Below are 17,124 nucleotides of genomic sequence, written 5' to 3' on the forward strand. Positions count from 1 at the left end.
CCGCTGGATACGCCACACGGAGGTGGCATGCTCCGCCCAGCCCCTTGGCTGGGCGTTTTTATACATGATCAGATGGCAACTTGTTGGTGGGGATTCGTGCAATTATTCCGGTTTGTCCAATGAGTTATCCCCAGCTTCTGGGGATAACTCAGAATGCAAAGTAGTAACAGAAGCGGCGGGTCAGATTGAAGAACTGCCGCTGTCCCTCATCCAGTTCCTCCTGTTTGATAAAGGCACTGATGGTGCGTTCATCTTCCCGCAGATCGATCATGGCGACCGCTTCCGGCCGCTGGGCCTTGATATAGGGCAGGATCTTCGGCTTGAGGGGCATGGTGGGTTCGGTAGAGAGCACCAGCGCAATGCTCTCGTCGGAGAGTTTCACCAGGGAGCCCGGTGGGTAGACCCCCAGCACCTTGACTAGCAACTTGACCAGATTCTGGTCGAACTTCTTCTGGGATAACTTGTAGAGCTGGCTGATGGCCTGACTCGGTGCCGCCGGCGTGCCACTGTTGCGGGGATGAAGCAGCTCGTCGTAGAAGTCGACCAGTCCGATCAGCCGCGCCAGCGGCGGGATCTCCCCCCCCTTGATCCCCAGCGGATAACCGCTGCCGTCGAGCCGTTCGTGGTGCAGATGGGCTACCTGACGAATTTTGGGCTCAAAGGCATTGAGTTGGTTCAGCATGTCAAATCCGTACTGGGGATGCATCTTGAGGAAGTTCTGCTCGGCCTTGTTTAGCTCACCACGCTTTTGGGTGATCTGGCTGGGAATTTTCAGTTCACCTATGTCGTGGATAAGTCCCGCAAGGCCGGTCTCTTCCAGCTCGATGGGATTCATCCCCAGTTCGCGGGCCATCAGCATGGCAATAAAAGCCACATTGAGGCTGTGTTGCAGCAGGATATCGGTGTGGGGGCTGCGAATAAGGTGGAGCCCGAGAGGCCCTTCATGCTGACTGAGGGTGAAGGCGGCATTGCGGACAATCTGGGCGGTATTGGCCAGCCCCTCATCCGGTTTGAGGTTCAGCGCCCCGAGTGCATCACGCAGCTCGCTCATGGATTGGCCAAAGGCTTTGTCGGCGGCGCGCATGGAGCGGCGAAAGGCCTTTTCGTCAAAGGGGGGCGGGCCCGAGGCAATCAGCTCTTCCAGCTCATCAAGATCAGGCCCGGCATCCGGGATATCGCCGCGCAGCAGCGGCTCTATGGGCAGATCGCTCTTGTCGGGGTCGACCATCAGCAGGGTGAGATCAAGATGACGGAGAATGTCGAGTTGCTGCTGATCCTTGATCTTGAAGGTATTGAACATAAACGGGTGGTTGGTCCATCCCGTGGGGAGATGGATATAGTGGCCTACTCTCAATTGCTCTATCGAGGCTTGGATCAGTGCCATCGGTTAACCTGCATTTCGTGAATGCCTACTCAACAAGCTAGCAAAATCCGATGGATAGACAACTAAAAATCCATTTCGGGGCCACGGAGCACCCCCTGCTGTGATGGTGCGCACGAGCGCCGTGCTTCTCCTCTTAATTCGCGCTTAAGTTTTACTTCCTACGCTGGCCCCGTCTTTTTGTTGGCTTGACCGGCCCGCTGCGCTGCAGGCCGGTATGTAGGAGTTGTTTATGCGTGTAACCCTCGGTGTACTGCAGACCAATCTGTTGCTGGTGCTCTTTTTCGCCCTGGTACTGAACTGGCCAATCTTTATGCATTTCTATACGGTGCTTAGCGCCCTGACCCATGTCAAAGCCGGATTTGCCATCTCGATCCCGCTGGTGCTGATCGCGGCGCTCAATGCCGTGTTTATTCCCTTCACGTTCCGGTTTGTGCTCAAGCCCTTTTTTACCGTGCTCATTCTGACTGGCTCCATCGTCAGCTACGCCATGCTCAAATACGGCGTCATCTTTGATGCTGGCATGATCCAGAACATAGTGGAGACCAACAGTGGTGAGGCGGGGGCCTATTTGAATGGCTCGGTTGCGTTCTGGTTTCTGCTGACCGGGCTGCTGCCTGTTCTGGTGCTCTGGTCACTGCGGATCCGCTATCCGGTTCGCTGGTATCAGGGGTTGGCGTGGCGGGCTGGTGCACTGGCTATCTCTCTGCTGTTTATCGGGGGCGTCGCGTCACTTTACTATCAGGATTACGCCTCGGTCGGGCGCAACAACAAGTCTCTGGCCAAAGAGATTGTGCCTGCCAACTATGTGCACGGCCTCTACAAATATGGGCGGGATGTGCTGTTTGCCACGCCGATCCCCTACCAGCATCTGGGGACAGATGCCAGGGTGGTGGCACGGGGAAGCAAGCCGACTTTGATGTTCCTGGTAGTGGGGGAGACGGCGCGCAGCCAGAACTACTCCCTTAACGGGTATGGCAAGGCGACCAACAGCTTTACGGCAAAAGAGCAGGGGGTGGTGTCGTTCAAAGATGTGCGCTCCTGCGGCACGGCTACTGCGGTTTCGGTGCCCTGCATGTTCTCCAACCTCACGCGCCGTGGCTACGATGACCAGCTCGCCAGCTCCCGTGACGGCCTGCTCGATGTGCTGCAACATGCCGGAGTCTCGGTGTTGTGGAAAGAGAACGATGGCGGTTGCAAAGGGGTGTGCCGCAATGTGCCGACCATCGAGATCCTCCCCAAATCCTATCCTGCGCTCTGTCAGGGGGAGTCTTGCTATGACGAGGTGTTGCTGGAGGGACTGGATCAGCAGATTGCCGGCATGAAGGGCAACAAGCTGGTGGCCTTTCATCTGATGGGCAGCCATGGCCCGACCTATTTTCGTCGTTACCCTGCCAGCGAGCGCGTCTTTATGCCGGACTGCCCGCGTAGCGACATTGAAAACTGCAGCAACGAAGAGCTGGTCAACACCTATGACAACACCATCCGCTACACCGATAAGGTGGTGGGACTGCTGATAGACAAGCTCAAGTCGCTGGAGAGCCAGTACGATGTGGGACTGGTCTATCTCTCCGATCACGGCGAATCCCTCGGGGCCATGGGGCTCTATCTGCACGGCACGCCATACAAGTTCGCGCCGGATGATCAGACCCGGGTGCCGTTGCTGACCTGGTTCTCGCCTCAGTTGCAGGCCGATCGCCAGCTTGATATGGGTTGCCTGGCGGCGGAGGCGAGCAGTCAGCGCTTCTCCCATGACAACCTCTTTCACTCCATGCTGGGGATCATGGATGTGCAGACGAGTGTTTACGACAACAAGCTGGATCTGTTCAAGCCATGTCGGGCGGGCTAAACCGCCAGCAAGCACACAATAGAAAACGGCAGCCAGTGGCTGCCGTTTTGTTATCTCGCAAGATCAGTGTCTTACTTCTGCTCCATGATGATCTGCAGCAGATCTCCCTCCAGCAGGGCACGTTTGACCAGCGCAAAGCCGCCATAGGTTGGCTGGTTCTGGAAGCGCGCCTTCACGATGGGCAGGCCACGGTGGAAGCTCGGCAGGGACTGGTGCTCTACGCAGCGGCGGATAGCCGGGAAGAGGATCTCTTCGGCAGCGGTGATTTCGCCGGCGATCAGCACCTTTTGCGGGTTGAACAGGTTGACCGTGATGGCCACGGCTCGTCCCAGATGCTCACCCACGTTCTCGATCACGCTGCGGGCCAGTTCATCGCCTGCCAGCGCCGCCTTGCACACCTCCTGAATGGTGATGTGCTTCTCCTGCAGCGCGCTCTGGTGGCCGCGGCTGATGAGCTCCTTCACCTTGTCGATGATCGCTTCGTTGGAGGCGATGGTCTCGAGGCAGCCGAAGTTGCCACAGTGGCAGCGCTTGCCGAGCGGCTCGACCTGGATATGGCCGATCTCGCCGACGTTGCGGTTCTGACCGAGGAACACCTGACCCTTGGTGATGATCCCCGAGCCTGTCCCCTGATGGACGCTCACCAGAATGGAGTCCATGCAGTCGCGGGACTCGCCGAAGAAGTGTTCGGCCAGCGCCAGCGAGCGGGTGTCGTTGCCCACGTAGCAGGGGAGGTTAAAGTGGTTTTCCAACAGCTTCGCCAATCCCAGATTGCGGATCTGGTACTTGGGGGTGTAGATGACCATACCGGATTCCGGGTTGACCAGACCCGGCATGGTGAGGGCTATGCTGATGAGATTGCGGCTGCGCTCGGCGTTGGCGTCGATGAAGGCGCCAATTTCCCGCAGCAGCATGTCGACCACGGGTTGCTGGTCGATCTCGGTCACCTGAATGACGTGCCGGTCGAGCTCCTTGCCATCGAGGTCATAGAGACTCAGTTGCAGGTAGCCGCGGCCCAGCTTGGCAGAGACAAACTGAAAGCGATGTTTGATGGTGGTCAGGGAGATGGCACGCCGCCCGCCGGTTGAGGCTTGCGGAGAGGTCTCCTTGATCAGGCCATGCTCGATCAGTTGCCGGGTTATTTTGGTCACGCTGGCCGGGGCCAGCTGACTCAACTCGGCAATCTTGACCCGGGAGATGGGGCCTTGCAGGTCGATGAGCCGATACACGGCTGCACTGTTGACCTGCTTGATAAGATCTACGTTTGCTATTTGTCCGCCAGTCATGATGTCACTGTTGTGTGTAGTGTCCGTTAACCACGGTCCCACGGACCGTGAAGTCCTGATCGAAGACAGTGAGGTTGGCTACTTTACCGACCTGGATACTACCGAGACGTGAGTCCCATCCAATGGCGCGAGCGGGGTAGAGGCTGGCCATTCTCAGTGCTTCATCGAGCGGTAATCCGACCTGCTTGACCAGATTTTCCACCCCCTCAATCATGGTGAGGGAGGAACCGCCGAGTGTACCATTCTCGTCGATGCACTGACCATCGCGTAAAAAGACGGTGGTGCCACAAAAATCAAATTTCTCAAAGCCTTCCGGTGCACCGGCTGCCGCGGTGGCATCGGTGACCAGCACCAGTCGCTCCCCCAGCGCCTTGTGAGCCAGACGCACGTTGGCCCAGTGCACATGGTGGCCATCGACGATGATGCCCGCGTAGACATCCTTGCGATCGTAGATGGCGCCCACCACGCCCGGCTCGCGACCGTTGAGGGTCGGAGTCATGGCGTTGTAGAGGTGGGTCGCAAAGCGAATACCGTTATCGAACCCGGCCATGGCTTGATCGTAACTGGCGGCAGTGTGACCGGCCGAGACCAGAATGCCCGCTTCCACCAGACGGCGGATATGGGCCGGCTCGTTGCGCTCCGGAGCCAGGGTGATTTTGGTTATGGCATCCGCGTTGGCACAGAAGAAGTCGATCATCTCGTCCGCTGGCTGGCGAATTTGCGCGGCAGGGTGAATCCCCTTGCGCTTGAGGTTGGTGTAAGGCCCTTCCAGATGGACGCCCAGCACCTCGTTGGGGTGTGCAGCCATGTAGTCACGGGTCACCGCAACGGCCTGCTTCATGTCCGCATCCGGACTGGTGATCAGGGTCGGCAGGAAGCTGGTGGTTCCGGATTTGAGGTTGGCCGCCTGCATGGTCGCCAGGGTTCCGGTGGTGATGTCGGTGTTGAACATCACACCGCCACAGCCGTTGAGCTGCACGTCGATAAAACCGGCGGTCAGGTTGGCGCCTTTGAGGTCAATCTGCTCGATGCCCGCAGGCAGTTCGGCCAGGTGAGAGATGGCGACAATTTTGTCGCCCTCGATAAGCACCCCGTAGCCGGTCAGCACGCAGCTGCCGGTGTAGAGGGTGCAGTTGGTCAATGCGTACATGACGACTCCTTACAGACGGCCGATGTTGGCGGCTTCCAGCTGCTGGAAGTAGCGAACGGTCTTGACCTTGAGCTCCATGGTGGAGGGCTCGTCGCACACCATCATTCCCTTCGGATGCAGTTGCAGGGTGGAGATGGTCCACATGTGGTTGACGCTGCCTTCTACGGCGGCCTGCAGGGCCAGTGCCTTGCCGTGACCGGTGACCAGGATCATGATCTCTTCCGCATCCATCAGGGTGCCGACACCCACGGTCAGGGCCAGTTTGGGCACCTGCTCCATGTCGCCACCGAAGAAGCGGGAGTTGGCGATACGGGTGTCTTCGGTCAGGGTCTTGACCCGGGTGCGGGAGGAGAGGGAAGAGGCCGGCTCGTTGAATGCGATGTGGCCGTCGTTACCCACGCCACCCATGAACAGGTGGATCTTGCCGTAGGACTTGATTTTGTCTTCGTAGCGCTTGCACTCGGCCACCAGATCCTCGGCATTGCCGTTGAGGATGTTGATGTTTTCGGGACGAATGTCGATGTGGCTGAAGAAGTTGTTGTGCATGAAGCTGTGGTAGCTCTCCGGGTGATCTTCCGGCAGGCCGACGTACTCGTCCATGTTGAAGGTGACCACGTTCTGGAAGCTCACTTCACCGGCTTTGTGCAACTCGATCAGGCGCTTGTAGGTGTTGAGCGGGGTGCCACCGGTGGGCAGGCCCAGTACGAAAGGGCGCTCAGCTGTCGGCTTGAACGCGTTGATGCGGTCAACGATGTAACGAGCAGACCACAGGCCTACTTGGCTGGCAGATTTCAACGGGATCAGGCGCATATGGGATACCTCTGTGTCGGGTTGCGACCGGTTTGGCGGTTGCAATTGGCTAAGACGGATTCAAGTTGTTTTATAGCGTAAATAAAGATTGCGAACTAAGCCACATCTATCCACCACCTTTATCTTGTTTGGGTGATAACGATCACGATTATCGGTTTATTAATTTGCGCAGCGAAATAAAAGCCCTAGACTGCCAATCAAGCCTTGATGGCTTATGCGTCAAACGTGATAAGCACTTAATTTCTAGAAAAACATTAACTAAGGAGAGGAACCGTGAACATTCTCGGTTATTTGCAAAAGATCGGCCGTGCCCTGATGGTGCCGGTAGCGGTATTGCCTGCCGCCGCGATCCTGATGGGGGTTGGCTACTGGATTGACCCGAATGGTTGGGGTGGTGACAGTGCGCTGGCTGCCTTCCTGATTAAAGCGGGCGCAGCCATTATCGATAACATGTCCGTACTGTTCGCAGTCGGTGTCGCTTACGGTATGTCCAAGGATAAAGACGGTTCTGCTGCCCTGGCAGGTTTGGTCGGCTTCCTGGTCGTCACCACCCTGCTGAGCCCGGGCGCTGTGGCCCAGATCAAGAGCATCCCGGTGGAGCAGGTTCCTGCTGCGTTTGCCAAGATCAGCAACCAGTTCGTGGGTATCCTGTGTGGTGTTATCGCCGCTGAGCTGTACAACCGCTTCAGCAGCGTCGAGCTGCACAAGGCACTCTCCTTCTTCTCCGGTCGTCGTCTGGTACCGATCGTAACCTCTGTCGTGATGATCGTCGTGTCTTTCATCCTGATGGCCGTATGGCCGGCAATCTACGGTGGTCTGGTCTCCTTCGGTGAGTCCATCGTGAGCCTGGGCTCTACCGGTGCTGGTATCTACGCCTTCTTCAACCGTCTGCTGATCCCGATCGGTCTGCACCACGCCCTGAACTCCGTGTTCTGGTTCAACGTGGCCGGTATCAACGACATCCCGAACTTTCTGGGTGGTCAGGCTACCATCGATGCCGCTCTGGCCGCTGGCAAGAGCCTGGAGCAGGTGAAAGGCGTGGTTGGTATGTACCAGGCTGGCTTCTTCCCCATCATGATGTTCGGTCTGCCGGGTGCCGCTCTGGCCATCTACCACTCCGCCAAGAAAGAGAACAAAGAGAAAGTTGCTTCCATCATGATCGCAGCTGCCTTTGCTTCCTTCTTCACCGGTGTAACCGAGCCGCTCGAGTTCTCCTTCATGTTCGTGGCGCCGGTACTGTATGTCATCCACGCCGTACTGACCGGTATCTCCGTGTTCATCGCTGCCTCCATGCAGTGGATGGCCGGTTTCGGTTTCAGTGCCGGTCTGGTGGATATGGTGCTCTCCAGCCGTAACCCGCTGGCGACCAACTGGTACATGCTGATCCCTCAGGGTCTGGTCTTCTTCGGCCTCTACTACACCGTGTTCCGCGTAGTGATTGCCAAGCTGAACCTGAAAACCCCGGGTCGTGAAGATGACGAAGATACTGCTCCGGCTGCCGCTCAATCTACCAACCGTACCGAGCTGGCCAAGCAATACCTGGAAGTGCTGGGTGGTCAAGAGAACCTGGTCTCCATCGATGCCTGCATCACCCGTCTGCGTCTGACTCTGAAAGACCGCAGCATCGTCGATGAGCGCAAGCTGAAAGCCTTGGGTGCGGCCGGTGTGGTCAAACTCGGTGAGCAGAACCTGCAGGTGATTCTGGGCCCATTGGCCGAAATCATCGCCGGTGAGATGAAAGCCCTGCGTTAATCGAGCGACTCGCTCACCTCAAGTCTAAGTCCATTGTTGACATAACTAAGGGCCCCGATCAGGGGCCCCATATAAAAAAGCCAAGAAAATCCAACCTTTACTTCAAATGAGAGCAGCAGTTATGAACTTGAAACATTCTCTGTTAGCCATTGCCATGTCTACCGTTTTTGTCAGCCAGGTCCAGGCAGCCGATGCCGCCAAGCAGGCAGTGGTCGACTCCCTCGCCAACAACCTGGTGGTCAAGTATGAAGTGGTCACCAACGACGGTGCCGGTGCTGGCCTCGATTGCCAGGCACTCGGTTCCGAGTGGGCGAGCTGTGGCGTTGCCAAGCTGCACCTGACCAATACCGGTGCGGACGTGACCTCCAAAGACTGGAGCATCTACGTCTCCTCCATCCGTCGTATCCAGCGTGTGGATAACGACCAGTTCACCATCACTCACCTGACCGGCGATCTCTATCGTTTGACGCCAACCGAGAAGTTCCAGGGCTTTGCCAAGGATGCCACGGTCGAAGTGCCGCTGGTGGTGGAATACTGGGTACTGTTCGAATCTGACATCATGCCGAACTGGTATGTCGCCAGCGAAGGTGCCGAGCCGAAAGTACTGGCCAGCATGAGCAACATCAATGATGCCAGCACCTACGAGAAGCCGATGCCGGCTGATGGCTGGAAGCGTACCAAGGATGACAAGAACATCCTGATGAACAGCGAGACCCGTTTCGCGGCCAACCAGACCAGCACCCTGCTGCCGGCTGGCAAGATTGACAACCAGATCCTGCCGACCCCGATGAAGCAGGTAGTCAAAGCGGGCCCGCAGGTTGACTTCTCCACCATCAAACTCAATGCCCTGGACTTGCCGAGCGATCGCGCCGAGGCCCTGAAGGCTCAACTGACCAAGCTGGGTGTTACCCTCTCCGACACCGGCTACCCGGTGACCATCAAGCTCGGCAGCAAGCTCAAGCAGGCTGAAGGTTATGACATGACCATCGGTCAGAAGGGCACAGTGATCCAGGGTCGCGACATCGACGGGGCATTCTGGGGTGCACAATCCCTGATCTCCCTGCTGGGGGTTGATGACAAGCTGGTGAGCCCGATGACCGTCGAGGATGCGCCGCGCTTTGAATACCGTGGCATGCAGACCGACGTGGCCCGTCACTTCCGCAGTCTGGATACCATGAAGAAGCTGGTTGACCAGATGTCTGCCATGAAGCTCAACGTGCTGCACCTTGGCCTGACCAACGATGAAGGCTGGCGTCTGGAGATCCCGGGTCTGCCGGAGCTGACCCAGGTCGGTAGCCAGCGTTGCCACGACGAGTCCGAAACCAAGTGCCTGATGCCGCAACTGGGTTCCGGCCCGACCAGCGACAACCAGGGTTCCGGTTTCTACAGCAAGTCTGACTACGTGGATCTGGTGCGTTATGCCAAGGCCCGCGGTGTGACCGTGATCCCCGAGATCAACATGCCGGCCCACGCCCGTGCTGCCGTGGTCTCCATGGAAGCGCGCTACAAGCGTCTGATGGCGGAAGGCAAAGAAGCGGAAGCCAACCAGTTCCGTCTGACTGATCCGGCTGACACCTCCAACGTCACCTCCGTCCAGTTCTACGACAAGATGTCCTTCATCAACCCTTGCCAGCCAGGTGCTGCCACCTTCGTGGCCAAGGTAATGGATGAAGTTGCCCAGATGCACCAGGCCGCCGGTCAGCCGCTGACCGCATGGCACTACGGTGGTGATGAGGCGAAGAACATCATGCAGGGCGGTGGCTATCAGGATCCGGCCGTCACCAAGAAAGAAGAGCTGGTCGCCTGGAAAGGTAACGTCGACTCCAGCAAGCAGGACAAACCGTTTGGCAAGTCCCCGATGTGCCAGAAGATGATCGATGAAGGCAAGATCAAGGAAGTGGGCGAGCTGCCGGTTTACTTCGCCAAGGAAGTGGGCCAGATGGTCAAAGACCGCGGCTTCTCTACCCTGCAGGCGTGGGAAGACGGTCTGAAGTACGCCAGCGGTGCCAAGGACTTCGCCACCGACAACACCCGTGTCAACTTCTGGGAAACCCTCTACTGGGGTGGCTTCAACGAAGCGATGAAGTGGGCCCACAAGGGTTACCAAGTGGTGCTGTCCAACCCGGATTACCTCTACTTCGACTTCCCGAACGAAGTACACCCGGCTGAGCGTGGCTACTACTGGGCTACCCGTTTCAACGACACGCGCAAGGTGTTTGCCTTCGCCCCGGAAAACCTGCCGCAGAACGCCGAGACCTCGGTTGACCGCGACGGCAACGCCTTCGTGGCCAAGGGTGACCAGGATCCGGTCAAGTTCAAGGGGATCTCCGGTCAGCAGTGGAGTGAAACCGTGCGTACCGATGCTCAGTACGAGTACATGGTCTACCCGCGTATCTTCTCCGTGGCCGAGCGTGCCTGGCACAAAGGTGGCTTCGAGCTGAACTATGTGAAGGGTCGTGAGTTCTCCGGCGAGACCAAGTTCGTCAACAAGGCCACCCTCAACAAAGAGTGGAACCAGTTTGCCAACGTACTGGGTCAGCGCGTGCTGCCGAAACTGGATCAGGCCGGTGTTGAATACCGCCTCTCCGTACCGGGTGCCAAGGTAGTGAACGGTGTGCTGGAAGCGAACGTGGATCTGCCGGGTCTGCCCATCCAGTACAGCTTGGACGGTACCAACTGGAGTGCCTATGACGCCGCGGCCAAGCCGAGCGTGAATGGCAAGGTTTACCTGCGTACCACCAGCTTCGATGGCAAGCGCACCAGCCGCGTCACCGAACTGAACTGATAGCAGTCAACCGTTAACATGAGGTGGGTCGCAAGACCCGCCTTTCCCAAGGGCGATGGCGCATCGGGTTTGGGAAAGGTTGACTGTGCGTGTGAGCCTTTGTTGTGTGTAATTGTCTGTTTTGTGTTTTTCATCACTTTCAGCCCCGCCTCGTGCGGGGCTTTTTTATGCATTTGGGGTGCAATGTGCCAAGCCACGCCGTTTTTAGCGGTGCAATGGCCGGGAAATGGCCCGGAAGTGCCAAATTCAGGTTGAGACAGCGCCCGTAATAAGGGATCATACCCGGCTTGACGGCGGGGGGATGAAAGGGTGCCAGCCGGCACAACTTCCGCCAGTGACGCTTTTTTGAGGTGAGCCATGAGTCAGGCGAACAGCCCAACTAACTTTATTCGTCAGATCATTGATGAAGATCTGGCCAGCGGTAAGCACAGCAGCGTGCATACCCGTTTTCCGCCCGAGCCGAACGGTTATCTCCATATCGGCCACGCCAAATCCATCTGCCTGAACTTCGGCATCGCCCGCGACTATCAGGGCCAGTGCAACCTGCGTTTCGATGACACCAACCCGGTGAAGGAAGATATCGAGTACGTAGAGTCCATCAAGCAGGACGTACAGTGGCTCGGCTTCCAGTGGAACGGCGAGATCTGCTACTCCTCCGACTATTTCGACAAGCTGCACGGCTACGCCATCGAGCTGATTGAAAAGGGTCTGGCCTATGTGGACGAGCTGACGCCCGAGCAGATGCGCGAGTACCGTGGCACCCTGACTGAAGCTGGCAAGAACAGCCCGTTCCGCGATCGCAGCGTGGAAGAGAACCTGGCGCTGTTTGCCAAGATGAAGAATGGCGAGTTCGCCGAAGGCACCGCCTGCCTGCGCGCCAAGATCGACATGGCATCTCCCTTTATGGTGATGCGTGATCCGGTTATCTACCGCATCAAGTTTGCCCACCACCACCAGACCGGTGACAAGTGGTGCATCTACCCGATGTATGACTTCACCCACTGCATCTCGGACGCGCTGGAAGGGATCACCCACTCCATCTGTACCCTGGAGTTCCAGGACAACCGTCGTCTGTACGACTGGGTGCTGGACAACATCACCATCGACTGCCACCCCCGTCAGTACGAGTTCTCTCGTCTGAACCTCGAATACACCGTCATGTCCAAGCGTAAGCTGAACCTGCTGGTGACCGAGAAACACGTCGATGGTTGGGATGACCCGCGCATGCTGACCGTCTCCGGTCTGCGTCGTCGTGGTTACACCCCGGCCTCCATCCGCGAGTTCTGCAAGCGCATCGGCGTCACCAAGCAGGACAACATCGTCGAGATGAGCATGCTGGAAGCCTGCATCCGCGAAGACCTCAACGAGCATGCACCGCGCGCCATGGCCGTGCTGCATCCGGTGAAAGTGGTCATCGAGAACCTGGCTGCCGACGAAGTGCTGACTGCCCCGGCCCACCCGAGCAATGCCGAGATGGGTACCCGCGAGTTGAACTTCACCCGCGAGATCTTCATCGATGAAGCGGACTTCAAAGAAGAGGCGAACAAGCAGTTCAAGCGTCTGGTGCTGGGCAAGGAAGTGCGTCTGCGCAATGCCTATGTGATCAAGGCCGAGCGTATCGAGAAAGATGCCGATGGCAAGGTCACCTGCATCTACTGCTCCTACGATCCCGAGACCCTGGGCAAGGATCCGGCCGATGGCCGCAAGGTGAAAGGGGTGATCCACTGGGTCAGCGCCACTCACTCCCTGCCAGCGGAAGTGCGTCTTTACGACCGTTTGTTCAAGGTACCTAACCCGGGCGCCGAGGATGACTTCGAAGCCGCGTTGAACCCGGAATCTCTGGTGATCATCGAGGGGGCCCGTGTCGAGGCGTCGCTCAAGAACGCCAAGCCGGAGCAAGCTTACCAGTTCGAGCGTGAAGGTTACTTCTGCGCCGACAACAAGCTCTCCAGCCCGGAGCATCTGGTGTTCAACCGCACCGTTGCCCTGCGCGACTCCTGGGGCAAGGTAGAAGGCTAAGCTGATGGGGCAGGGGAGACCCTGCCCTGTGTGCTGCCAGCGGCCTGCGCCGGACAATAAAAAAGCCAGCGGATGCTGGCTTTTTTATTGTCCGTTATCTGCAAGTCGTGGCCGACTTATTCGTCGTGCTTGCACTCACCAGTAGCACAGTGACCGTAGAGGTAGAGGCTGTGGTTGGTGAGACGGATATTGAATTTCTTGGCGATCTCGCGCTGACGCTGTTCGATCACTTCGTCGGAGAACTCGATCACCTTGCCGCAGTCGAGGCAAACCAGGTGGTCGTGGTGCTCCTGAGTCGCCAGCTCGAATACCGACTTGCCACCTTCGAAGTGGTGACGGGTAACGATACCGGCATCATCAAACTGGTTGAGAACGCGATAGACGGTAGCGAGACCAATCTCTTCACCCAGGTCGATCAGTCGTTTATAGAGATCTTCGGCGCTGGTGTGCTGGCAGTCCGGCTGTTGCAGGATTTCCAGGATTTTGACCCGGGGCAAGGTGATCTTGAGCCCGGCCTTTTTTAACGCTTGGTTGTTGTCTGCCATATTCTACTTATTCGCATTCTCGAAGGTGGGGTTATTCTGATGGACTGCCGCAGGAATGGCAACCTTGAACTCGCTTGGCCTGTCATTATAGGTCGTAGCCTCCCTAAAAATAAACCCAGCAATTCAAGGGGTTTAGCCATAAATGGCCGGTTGGATTGAAATAATCAATCGTGTCGTCCGACTTGCTGGCATGGCAGATGTTGATAAGATGTAACTTTCATATTTCTGGTCGGATGAGATCCATGGATTGGCTTTTTGACAATGCGGCTTGGGTGCGCCGCGCACTCAACGCCTGGCCCCCTTTCTGGGGCGCCGGTATCAAGATAGAGACCCTGAGCGATGACTTTCGCTACTGCCGGGTGACCCTCAAATCCCGTTGGTGGAACAAGAATGCCAACCGCACCCAGTTTGGCGGCAGCATGTTTGCCATGACTGACCCCATCTATCCGCTGATGCTGATGGGCTACTTCAAGAATCGCTATTACGTCTGGGACAAGGCGGGCAGCATCAACTACATCAAGCCGGGCAAGGGCAAGCTGGTGGCCGAGTTCAACCTGACCGAGGGCAAGCTTGCCGAAATAGTGGCGGCGACTGAAGGTGGCAACAAGCACTTCCCCGAATTCGAGGTCACGGTACAAGACAAGAGCGGCGAACTGGTGGCGCAGGTCAAGCGCACCCTCTATGTGCGAGCCAAACCGGAGCACAGAGGTGAATAACAGGGGAGAATGAAGGCAGGCATCGCCACTTGCAGATACAACAAGGGCCCCGTTGGGGCCCTTGTTGTCAGAGGTATGAGGGGAAGCGGATTACTCCAGCTCGCCCAGGCACATCTCTTCGTGCAGTTGCTTGCACCAGCCCTTGACGCGCTCGGCAGTCAGCTCCGGCTGGCGATCTTCATCGATACCCAGACCGACAAAGTGCTTGTCATCGACCAGTGCCTTGGAGGCTTCGAACTCGTAGCCGGCAGTTGGCCAGTGACCGATGATGATGGCGCCTTTTGCTTCGACGATGTCGCGCAGGGTGCCCATGGCGTCGAGGAAGTACTCGGAATAGTCTTCCTGATCACCGCAACCGAAGATGGCGACCAGCTTGTTGGTGAAGTCGATTTCGCCCAGATCGGGGAAGAAGTCGTCCCAGTCGGCCTGGGCTTCGCCGTAGTACCAAGTCGGGATGCCGAACATCAGCAGATCAAAGCTCTCGATGTCGGCCTTGCTGCTCTTGGCGATGTCACGGACTTCAATCAGGTTTTTGCCCAGCTCTTTCTGGATCATCTTGGCGACAGCTTCGGTGTTACCGGTATCGCTGCCAAAAAACAGACCTACACTTGCCATAGTGTTTAGTTACCCGTATTTGGTGTTAATGCTCAACGCTCAGACTGCAATGTCCACCGCAAAGGCGGACTCAATCTGTTGTTTCAGGATAGATTGGATCAGCTCGGCTCGGCTGATGTTCTGTTGTAACGCAAGTTGGTTCAGGCGCTCCAGCAACTCGGCCTCCACCTTTAACTCTACCCGCTTCAGCCCATTTTCCCGATCGCGCTTAAGCTGGTTACGCTTGTTGATCTTGAGCTGGGTCTCGCGGGGGAGTGGATTGGTCTTTGGCCTGCCGGGGCGCTTCTCATTTGCGAACAGATCCAGTGTTGTTCGATCAGTTTGCTGTTTGGCCATACATCACAGATGAAAATAAGTTAGCCGAGTCCTGAGCCTTCCCAGCCCAGTTCGATCAGCCCCTTGGCGACAAAACCCGCACAACCCAGAAACAGTACCAACCAGACGATAAAACGACCGAAACGGGGCACGTTGCCGCGCTTGAGCACGTCCTGAATGGCCAGGCCAATCAATATGAAAATGGCCACAAAGAATAACTTGAGGCCCAAACTTTCGATCAGGTCGATATGTTCACTTAGCATGGATTGCGCACACTCCTTATGACCGGCGCACTATATCACAAAGGATTTGAAACTGTTAACCGCCTGTCGACAGGAAATCCACAACCAATTTGTTGAACAGAGCCGGTTTTTCCGCATGCAGCCAGTGGCCGGTACCCGCGATGACACGCACCTTTGCCGCCGGGAATTGGGCCAGTGCAGTCTCGCTGTATTGGGGCTGCATATAGTCAGAATCCCCCCCCTTGATAAAGAGCACCGGCCCTTCGAAGCGGCGGTCATCCTCTGGCCAGCCCATGATGTTGGCGTAGTTTTGCTCAAGGGCGGGCACATTGAAGCGCCAACCCCAGCCATGCTCGCCTCTGGCGAAGGATTTGAGCAGGAACTGGCGTACCCCGGCGATCTCGATGTGCTGCGCCAGCATGGCTTCCGCTTCACTGCGGCTTTGCGGCGGCGTATGCAGGGTGGCGTTGAGTCCGGCGAACACGTTCTGGTGGCGGGAATGGGGATAGGCGACCGGCGCCATGTCGGCCACCACCAGCTTGGTCACCCGCTCTGGCGCCAGCTTGGCGACCTGCATCCCTACCTTGCCACCCATCGAGTGGCCAATCAGGGTCGCTTCGGCAATCTCCAGCCGATCCATCAGGGCCAGGATATCGGCTGCCTGGGCCGGATAGCTCATTTCGCTACTATGAAAGGAGGCTCCGTGGTTGCGCAGATCGACGCTGATGACCCGATAGTGCTCGCATAGGGCTCGGGCCAGCAGGCCGAGGTTGTCGAGGCTGCCAAACAGGCCGTGGATCAGGATGACCGCCGGGCCCTGACCCTGCTCCTTGAAGTTCAATATGCTGTTTTGTTGCAAAATGACACCTTGTCGGTCGTGGGTGCGTATCGCTGTTTTATTTAACGCACTGGAAAGAAAAGGATTTCGTCCAATGGGTTGGGATTTTATGTGGTTTTTTTTCTAAAAAATCCCGTCCGGATCGGCTATCAGTGCGGCTGATCACACACTTGGCCCGCTATTATGCCGTATTCTCGATGAGATTCATGTACATCTGCCAGCCCCTTGCTTGGGCTGTCGGGTTTGCCTATGTATAATCGCCGCATCCGAATTTCGACGAGTCCAGCGCATCCCTATGAAAACCATCGAGCTTGATGACGATCTCTACTTCTATATCGCCAGCCAGACCCGGCACATTGGTGAGAGTGCCTCCGATATCCTGCGCCGTCTGCTGGAACAGCCTGCTCACCAAGGTGTGCCGGTTGCCGAGCCAGTTGCCGTCGCGCAGCCCAGTACGGTAGCCACCCAACAAGGGCTGCAAGCCTTGCTCGATTCCGGTGAGCTGCAAAAGGAAGAGAAGTCCATCAACCGCTTTATGCTGGTGCTGAGTACCCTCTACCGGGATAACCCGGAAGGCTTTACCCAGGCCACCGAAATCAAGGGGCGCAAGCGCGTCTATTTCTCGCAGGATCCCGAGGCTCTGCGTGCCAGTGGCAGCACCACCAAGCCCAAGCCGGTACCGGAGACCCCGTTCTGGGTGATCACCAACACCAACACCAGCCGCAAGCAGAACATGGTGGCCCAGCTGATGGCCAGCATGGGCTATGGCGAAGAGGTGATCGCGCAGGTGTGTGGCGCAATTTAACGATTCTTCAAGACTC

Annotated in this window: 15 protein-coding genes; 6 read left to right on the top strand and 9 right to left on the bottom strand. The window is 57.3% G+C overall.

The features are described from left to right. Positions 1 to 148: 148 nt before the first annotated feature. Positions 149 to 1,384: an HD-GYP domain-containing protein gene (locus ACTG2S_RS08760; protein WP_274160979.1), complete on the bottom strand. Its 1,236-nt coding sequence runs from the start codon at positions 1,382 to 1,384 to the stop codon at positions 149 to 151. A gap of 229 nt (positions 1,385 to 1,613) precedes the next feature. On the opposite strand from ACTG2S_RS08760, the gene ACTG2S_RS08765 reads away from it, so the two are divergent. Further along, on the top strand, positions 1,614 to 3,230 hold the full coding sequence (locus ACTG2S_RS08765; RefSeq protein WP_439982343.1) for a phosphoethanolamine transferase: 1,617 nt from the start codon (positions 1,614 to 1,616) through the stop codon (positions 3,228 to 3,230). Between the two features lie 71 nt (positions 3,231 to 3,301). On the opposite strand, the gene nagC is transcribed toward ACTG2S_RS08765, so the two are convergent. The 3 genes from nagC to nagB are packed head-to-tail and all read right to left on the bottom strand — an operon-like array spanning position 3,302 to position 6,476. Beyond that, on the bottom strand, positions 3,302 to 4,516 hold the full coding sequence (nagC, locus tag ACTG2S_RS08770; protein ID WP_439982345.1) for a DNA-binding transcriptional regulator NagC: 1,215 nt from the start codon (positions 4,514 to 4,516) through the stop codon (positions 3,302 to 3,304). Positions 4,517 to 4,520: 4 nt separating this feature from the next. Further along, on the bottom strand, positions 4,521 to 5,666 hold the full coding sequence (nagA, locus tag ACTG2S_RS08775; protein ID WP_274160977.1) for an N-acetylglucosamine-6-phosphate deacetylase: 1,146 nt from the start codon (positions 5,664 to 5,666) through the stop codon (positions 4,521 to 4,523). A 9-nt stretch (positions 5,667 to 5,675) separates the two neighbouring features. Beyond that, positions 5,676 to 6,476 (bottom strand): glucosamine-6-phosphate deaminase, encoded by an 801-nt coding sequence (gene nagB / locus ACTG2S_RS08780; RefSeq protein ID WP_033138914.1) that lies wholly within the window; start codon positions 6,474 to 6,476, stop codon positions 5,676 to 5,678. A 273-nt stretch (positions 6,477 to 6,749) separates the two neighbouring features. On the opposite strand from nagB, the gene nagE reads away from it, so the two are divergent. The 3 genes from nagE (at position 6,750) to glnS (ending at position 13,032) form a co-directional block, all read left to right on the top strand. After that, positions 6,750 to 8,228, top strand: a complete 1,479-nt coding sequence (nagE, locus tag ACTG2S_RS08785) for an N-acetylglucosamine-specific PTS transporter subunit IIBC (protein WP_021231106.1) — start codon at positions 6,750 to 6,752, stop codon at positions 8,226 to 8,228. A 121-nt stretch (positions 8,229 to 8,349) separates the two neighbouring features. Then, entirely contained in the window at positions 8,350 to 11,013 is a 2,664-nt protein-coding gene (locus tag ACTG2S_RS08790) for a beta-N-acetylhexosaminidase (RefSeq protein ID WP_005334304.1), read from the top strand. Between the two features lie 357 nt (positions 11,014 to 11,370). Beyond that, the gene (gene glnS / locus ACTG2S_RS08795) at positions 11,371 to 13,032 is read left to right on the top strand and encodes a glutamine--tRNA ligase (RefSeq protein WP_005334302.1); all 1,662 of its coding nucleotides are present in this window, start codon (positions 11,371 to 11,373) and stop codon (positions 13,030 to 13,032) included. A gap of 116 nt (positions 13,033 to 13,148) precedes the next feature. Here the strand turns inward: glnS and fur are convergent, their stop codons facing one another. Next, positions 13,149 to 13,577: a ferric iron uptake transcriptional regulator gene (gene fur / locus ACTG2S_RS08800; RefSeq protein ID WP_005334301.1), complete on the bottom strand. Its 429-nt coding sequence runs from the start codon at positions 13,575 to 13,577 to the stop codon at positions 13,149 to 13,151. 242 nt (positions 13,578 to 13,819) lie between these two features. Here fur and ACTG2S_RS08805 point away from each other — a divergent pair, with 242 nt between their 5' ends. Next, on the top strand, positions 13,820 to 14,293 hold the full coding sequence (locus ACTG2S_RS08805; RefSeq protein ID WP_005334300.1) for a DUF4442 domain-containing protein: 474 nt from the start codon (positions 13,820 to 13,822) through the stop codon (positions 14,291 to 14,293). A 90-nt stretch (positions 14,294 to 14,383) separates the two neighbouring features. Here the strand turns inward: ACTG2S_RS08805 and fldA are convergent, their stop codons facing one another. From fldA to ACTG2S_RS08825, 4 genes are read right to left on the bottom strand one after another with little or no spacing between them, the layout of a single operon-like run. Beyond that, positions 14,384 to 14,908, bottom strand: coding sequence for a flavodoxin FldA (gene fldA / locus ACTG2S_RS08810; RefSeq protein WP_005334298.1), 525 nt, complete (start codon positions 14,906 to 14,908; stop codon positions 14,384 to 14,386). A 39-nt stretch (positions 14,909 to 14,947) separates the two neighbouring features. Continuing rightward, positions 14,948 to 15,244, bottom strand: coding sequence for a LexA regulated protein (gene ybfE / locus ACTG2S_RS08815; RefSeq protein WP_005334297.1), 297 nt, complete (start codon positions 15,242 to 15,244; stop codon positions 14,948 to 14,950). A 20-nt stretch (positions 15,245 to 15,264) separates the two neighbouring features. After that, on the bottom strand, positions 15,265 to 15,486 hold the full coding sequence (locus ACTG2S_RS08820) for a DUF2788 domain-containing protein (protein ID WP_005334296.1): 222 nt from the start codon (positions 15,484 to 15,486) through the stop codon (positions 15,265 to 15,267). 55 nt (positions 15,487 to 15,541) lie between these two features. Beyond that, positions 15,542 to 16,324, bottom strand: coding sequence for an alpha/beta fold hydrolase (locus ACTG2S_RS08825; protein ID WP_274161868.1), 783 nt, complete (start codon positions 16,322 to 16,324; stop codon positions 15,542 to 15,544). A 274-nt stretch (positions 16,325 to 16,598) separates the two neighbouring features. Between ACTG2S_RS08825 and seqA the strand changes: the two genes are divergently transcribed. Further along, complete coding sequence (gene seqA, locus ACTG2S_RS08830) at positions 16,599 to 17,108, top strand: replication initiation negative regulator SeqA (RefSeq protein WP_075115494.1); 510 nt, start codon at positions 16,599 to 16,601, stop codon at positions 17,106 to 17,108. The last annotated feature ends 16 nt before the right edge of the window (positions 17,109 to 17,124 follow it).

The sequence above is a fragment of the Aeromonas sp. 82P genome, from assembly GCF_051919365.1.
Classification (GTDB): Bacteria; Pseudomonadota; Gammaproteobacteria; order Enterobacterales; family Aeromonadaceae; genus Aeromonas; species Aeromonas veronii.